Annotated in this window: 1 protein-coding gene, 26 tRNA genes and 2 rRNA genes; all 29 read right to left on the reverse strand. The window is 43.7% G+C overall.

Features of this window, described 5'->3' with window-relative positions:
* Window positions 1–212: 212 nt before the first annotated feature.
* Window positions 213–295 (reverse strand) — tRNA-Leu (locus BJS11_RS12985).
* Window positions 296–573: 278 nt separating this feature from the next.
* On the reverse strand, window positions 574–960 hold the full coding sequence (gene panD / locus BJS11_RS12990; RefSeq protein ID WP_069996712.1) for an aspartate 1-decarboxylase: 387 nt from the start codon (window positions 958–960) through the stop codon (window positions 574–576).
* A gap of 145 nt (window positions 961–1,105) precedes the next feature.
* Window positions 1,106–1,180 (reverse strand) — tRNA-Gly (locus BJS11_RS13740).
* Window positions 1,181–1,189: 9 nt separating this feature from the next.
* Window positions 1,190–1,264: transfer RNA gene (locus BJS11_RS12995), tRNA-Gly, on the reverse strand.
* Between the two features lie 15 nt (window positions 1,265–1,279).
* Window positions 1,280–1,354 (reverse strand) — tRNA-Gly (locus BJS11_RS13000).
* Window positions 1,355–1,364: 10 nt separating this feature from the next.
* Window positions 1,365–1,435 (reverse strand) — tRNA-Cys (locus BJS11_RS13005).
* Window positions 1,436–1,444: 9 nt separating this feature from the next.
* Window positions 1,445–1,516, reverse strand: a tRNA-Gln gene (locus tag BJS11_RS13010).
* 11 nt (window positions 1,517–1,527) lie between these two features.
* Window positions 1,528–1,600 (reverse strand) — tRNA-His (locus BJS11_RS13015).
* A 2-nt stretch (window positions 1,601–1,602) separates the two neighbouring features.
* A tRNA-Trp gene (locus tag BJS11_RS13020) sits at window positions 1,603–1,676 on the reverse strand.
* 18 nt (window positions 1,677–1,694) lie between these two features.
* Window positions 1,695–1,778: transfer RNA gene (locus BJS11_RS13025), tRNA-Tyr, on the reverse strand.
* A gap of 6 nt (window positions 1,779–1,784) precedes the next feature.
* Window positions 1,785–1,860 (reverse strand) — tRNA-Thr (locus BJS11_RS13030).
* Between the two features lie 11 nt (window positions 1,861–1,871).
* Window positions 1,872–1,944: transfer RNA gene (locus BJS11_RS13035), tRNA-Phe, on the reverse strand.
* Between the two features lie 11 nt (window positions 1,945–1,955).
* A tRNA-Asp gene (locus BJS11_RS13040) sits at window positions 1,956–2,031 on the reverse strand.
* 11 nt (window positions 2,032–2,042) lie between these two features.
* Window positions 2,043–2,116 (reverse strand) — tRNA-Met (locus BJS11_RS13045).
* A 13-nt stretch (window positions 2,117–2,129) separates the two neighbouring features.
* Window positions 2,130–2,222: transfer RNA gene (locus BJS11_RS13050), tRNA-Ser, on the reverse strand.
* A gap of 44 nt (window positions 2,223–2,266) precedes the next feature.
* Window positions 2,267–2,359, reverse strand: a tRNA-Ser gene (locus tag BJS11_RS13055).
* 9 nt (window positions 2,360–2,368) lie between these two features.
* Window positions 2,369–2,442 (reverse strand) — tRNA-Ile (locus BJS11_RS13060).
* A 27-nt stretch (window positions 2,443–2,469) separates the two neighbouring features.
* A tRNA-Met gene (locus tag BJS11_RS13065) sits at window positions 2,470–2,543 on the reverse strand.
* Window positions 2,544–2,568: 25 nt separating this feature from the next.
* Window positions 2,569–2,644: transfer RNA gene (locus tag BJS11_RS13070), tRNA-Ala, on the reverse strand.
* Window positions 2,645–2,663: 19 nt separating this feature from the next.
* Window positions 2,664–2,737: transfer RNA gene (locus BJS11_RS13075), tRNA-Pro, on the reverse strand.
* 8 nt (window positions 2,738–2,745) lie between these two features.
* Window positions 2,746–2,819 (reverse strand) — tRNA-Arg (locus BJS11_RS13080).
* 18 nt (window positions 2,820–2,837) lie between these two features.
* A tRNA-Leu gene (locus tag BJS11_RS13085) sits at window positions 2,838–2,923 on the reverse strand.
* Between the two features lie 8 nt (window positions 2,924–2,931).
* Window positions 2,932–3,006: transfer RNA gene (locus BJS11_RS13090), tRNA-Gly, on the reverse strand.
* A gap of 3 nt (window positions 3,007–3,009) precedes the next feature.
* Window positions 3,010–3,091 (reverse strand) — tRNA-Leu (locus BJS11_RS13095).
* A 16-nt stretch (window positions 3,092–3,107) separates the two neighbouring features.
* Window positions 3,108–3,180, reverse strand: a tRNA-Lys gene (locus tag BJS11_RS13100).
* A 7-nt stretch (window positions 3,181–3,187) separates the two neighbouring features.
* Window positions 3,188–3,263 (reverse strand) — tRNA-Thr (locus BJS11_RS13105).
* A gap of 6 nt (window positions 3,264–3,269) precedes the next feature.
* Window positions 3,270–3,345 (reverse strand) — tRNA-Val (locus BJS11_RS13110).
* A gap of 9 nt (window positions 3,346–3,354) precedes the next feature.
* Window positions 3,355–3,469: ribosomal RNA gene (rrf, locus tag BJS11_RS13115) — 5S ribosomal RNA — on the reverse strand.
* Between the two features lie 77 nt (window positions 3,470–3,546).
* Window positions 3,547–3,775: ribosomal RNA gene (locus BJS11_RS13120) — 23S ribosomal RNA — on the reverse strand; the annotation flags it as partial.

The following is a 3,775-nucleotide window of genomic DNA, read 5'->3' on the forward strand; positions in this document are numbered from 1 at the left end:
GTTTTATTATAAGTATACGGCACAGATATCTCTCCTTAATTATGGTTTCGTCGCTTATAATTATAGAGATATTTGTGCTTTTTTTGTATTCAAACATAAAAAAAACGATTGATGATTTTACTCACCAACCGTTAAAAGTGTACAGCCAAAAAAAGAAACCCCGATACGACAGGATTTCTAAACTCTGTTGATGTCTTATGATGTTATTATAGTACCGGTGGTCGGGATCGAACCGACACTCCAAGAAGGAACGGGATTTTGAGTCCCGCGCGTCTGCCAATTCCGCCACACCGGCTTAATTGTTATCATTTAATAATTTCAACGATCAATTCATATGACTTTGAAATGGCATAAATATATTATATAACTTTCATCTTTTGTCGTCAATAGATTTTTGTGATAAAGCCGGTATTCATTGGTTTCTTAACTATAAATTAAGCTCAGCTAATATTGAAATATGTCACTATTTCATTTTGAAAAATACCTGTCTTTAAAAATAGTATTAAGTTGTTCGTAAACGATTATTCACCTCTGAACAACCTAAGTAAGACATTTATTTTATTTTAATAGCATTTAATCATTTATTAATTCATTTTCTCGTTCATGAATCATTTGGGTAATTTCGTTGTATTCATTCATTACTGCCACTTTGGGTGTATGACTGAGTATTTCAGTTTCATTTAACTGCGCATAAGTCATGATAATTATGACATCTCCTACTTCAACAAGCCTAGATGCAGCACCATTCACGCATATCTTACCACTACCACGTTCACCTTCAATAACATACGTTTCAAAACGAGCACCATTGTTATTATTTACTATTGCTACCTTTTCATTCGCTAATATATCCACTGCTTCTAATATATCTTTATCAATCGTAATACTACCAACATAATTTAAATTAGACTCTGTAACTCGAGCTCTATGAATTTTTGCATGCATCATTGTTCTAATCATCAACTTTTTACTCCTATACTTATTCATTAAAGATTATATTCTAATTAACTGTTTAAAGATATCACAAAGGCACTACCAATACTAAATTAACAATTATGAAAACAATAAAAAATCATAAAAAAAACTTCCCTATTGGAAGAATAAATGGAGCGGAAGATAGGACTTACACCTATACCTCATTCCGGGAAGGAATGTGTTCTGAGAGTTGAACTACTCCCGCAAAATAATATGGAGCGGAGGATAGGACTTACACCTACACCTCATTCCGGGAAGGAATGTGTTCTAAAAGTTGAACTACCCCCGCAAGGGATATAATAAATGGAGCGGAAGATAGGACTTACACCTATACCTCATTCCGGGAAGGAATGTGTTCTAAAAATTGAACTACTCCCGCATTAATTTGAAGGCGGCAACCGGATTTGAACCGGTGATAAAGGTTTTGCAGACCTCTGCCTTACCACTTGGCTATGCCGCCAATAAAAAACTGGGCTAGCTGGATTCGAACCAGCGCGTGATGGAGTCAAAGTCCATTGCCTTACCGCTTGGCTATAGCCCATTAATATAAAGGGCGGATGATGGGAATCGAACCCACGAGTGTCGGAACCACAATCCGATGCGTTAACCACTTCGCCACAACCGCCATGGCAGGGGCAGTAGGAATCGAACCCACATCAAAGGTTTTGGAGACCTCTATTCTACCGTTGAAATATGCCCCTATTAGATTATCAAATAAATGGTGGAGGGGGGCAGATTCGAACTGCCGAACCCGAAGGAGCGGATTTACAGTCCGCCGCGTTTAGCCACTTCGCTACCCCTCCAAAAGATGGTGCCGGCCAGAGGACTTGAACCCCCAACCTACTGATTACAAGTCAGTTGCTCTACCAGTTGAGCTAGGCCGGCTTGCTTAAAAATGGTTCAGGACAGAGTCGAACTGCCGACACATGGAGCTTCAATCCATTGCTCTACCAACTGAGCTACTGAACCATAATGAAAAATGGCGGTCCCGATGGGATTCGAACCCACGATCTCCTGCGTGACAGGCAGGCGTGTTAACCGCTACACTACGGGACCTTTAAAAATAATTGCGGGAGGCGGATTTGAACCACCGACCTTCGGGTTATGAGCCCGACGAGCTACCGAACTGCTCCATCCCGCGATAATAATATTAATGGCGGAGGAAGAGGGATTCGAACCCCCGCGAGCCGTTAAGCTCCTGTCGGTTTTCAAGACCGATCCCTTCAGCCGGACTTGGGTATTCCTCCAAAAATATTAGCTAAAAATAAATTATATTCAATTATTATAAAAATGGCGGAGGAAGAGGGATTCGAACCCCCGCGGGCCGTTAAGCCCCTGTCGGTTTTCAAGACCGATCCCTTCAGCCGGACTTGGGTATTCCTCCAAAATTATATGGACCTTGCAGGACTCGAACCTGCGACCGAACGGTTATGAGCCGTTAGCTCTAACCAACTGAGCTAAAGGTCCTAAATATAATTTACAACTAATAATTAGTGGCGGTGGAGGGGATCGAACCCCCGACCTCACGGGTATGAACCGTACGCTCTAGCCAGCTGAGCTACACCGCCGTTGTATTTTAGTTTGTATCAAATATGGTGGAGACTAGCGGGATCGAACCGCTGACCTCCTGCGTGCAAAGCAGGCGCTCTCCCATCTGAGCTAAGCCCCCATATATGTATTTCAGGAAATCGGGAAGACAGGATTCGAACCTGCGACCCCTTGGTCCCAAACCAAGTGCTCTACCAAGCTGAGCTACTTCCCGTAAATTAGTGCGCCCAATAGGGGTCGAACCTATAACCTCTTGATTCGTAGTCAAGTACTCTATCCAGTTGAGCTATGGGCGCATAATTTTCATAGGATGATGCCGAGGACCGGAATCGAACCGGTACGGTGATCTCTCACCGCAGGATTTTAAGTCCTGTGCGTCTGCCAGTTCCGCCACCCCGGCAAAAATAATGGAGCAGAAGACGGGATTCGAACCCGCGACCCCGACCTTGGCAAGGTCGTATTCTACCGCTGAACTACTTCTGCATATGCGGGTGAAGGGAGTCGAACCCCCACGCCGTAAGGCGCTAGATCCTAAGTCTAGTGCGTCTGCCAATTCCGCCACACCCGCGATATTTAAATAATGATGAGCCATAGTGGGCTCGAACCACTGACCCTCTGATTAAAAGTCAGATGCTCTACCAACTGAGCTAATGGCTCATTTAAATGGTGCCGGCCAGAGGACTTGAACCCCCAACCTACTGATTACAAGTCAGTTGCTCTACCAGTTGAGCTAGGCCGGCTTAAAATGGTGGAGGATGACGGGTTCGAACCGCCGACCCTCTGCTTGTAAGGCAGATGCTCTCCCAGCTGAGCTAATCCTCCATATAAATTGCCTGGCAACGTCCTACTCTTGCGGAACGTAAGTCCGACTACCATCGGCGCTAAGGAGCTTAACTTCTGTGTTCGGCATGGGAACAGGTGTGACCTCCTTGCCATTGTCACCAGACAATGAAATGTATAAAGTTATACATTCAAAACTAGATAGTAAGTAAAATCTGATAAACCAAACAAAACAATTTAAATTTGATTAAGTCTTCGATCGATTAGTATTCGTCAGCTCCACATATCGCTATGCTTCCACCTCGAACCTATTAACCTCATCATCTTTGAGAGATCTTATAACCGAAGTTGGGAAATCTCATCTTGAGGGGGGCTTCATGCTTAGATGCTTTCAGCACTTATCCCGTCCATACATAGCTACCCAGCGATGCCGTTGGCACGACAACTGGTACACCAGAGGTATGTCCATCCC

The sequence above is a fragment of the Staphylococcus caeli genome, assembly GCF_900097965.1.
GTDB lineage: Bacteria > Bacillota > Bacilli > Staphylococcales > Staphylococcaceae > Staphylococcus > Staphylococcus caeli.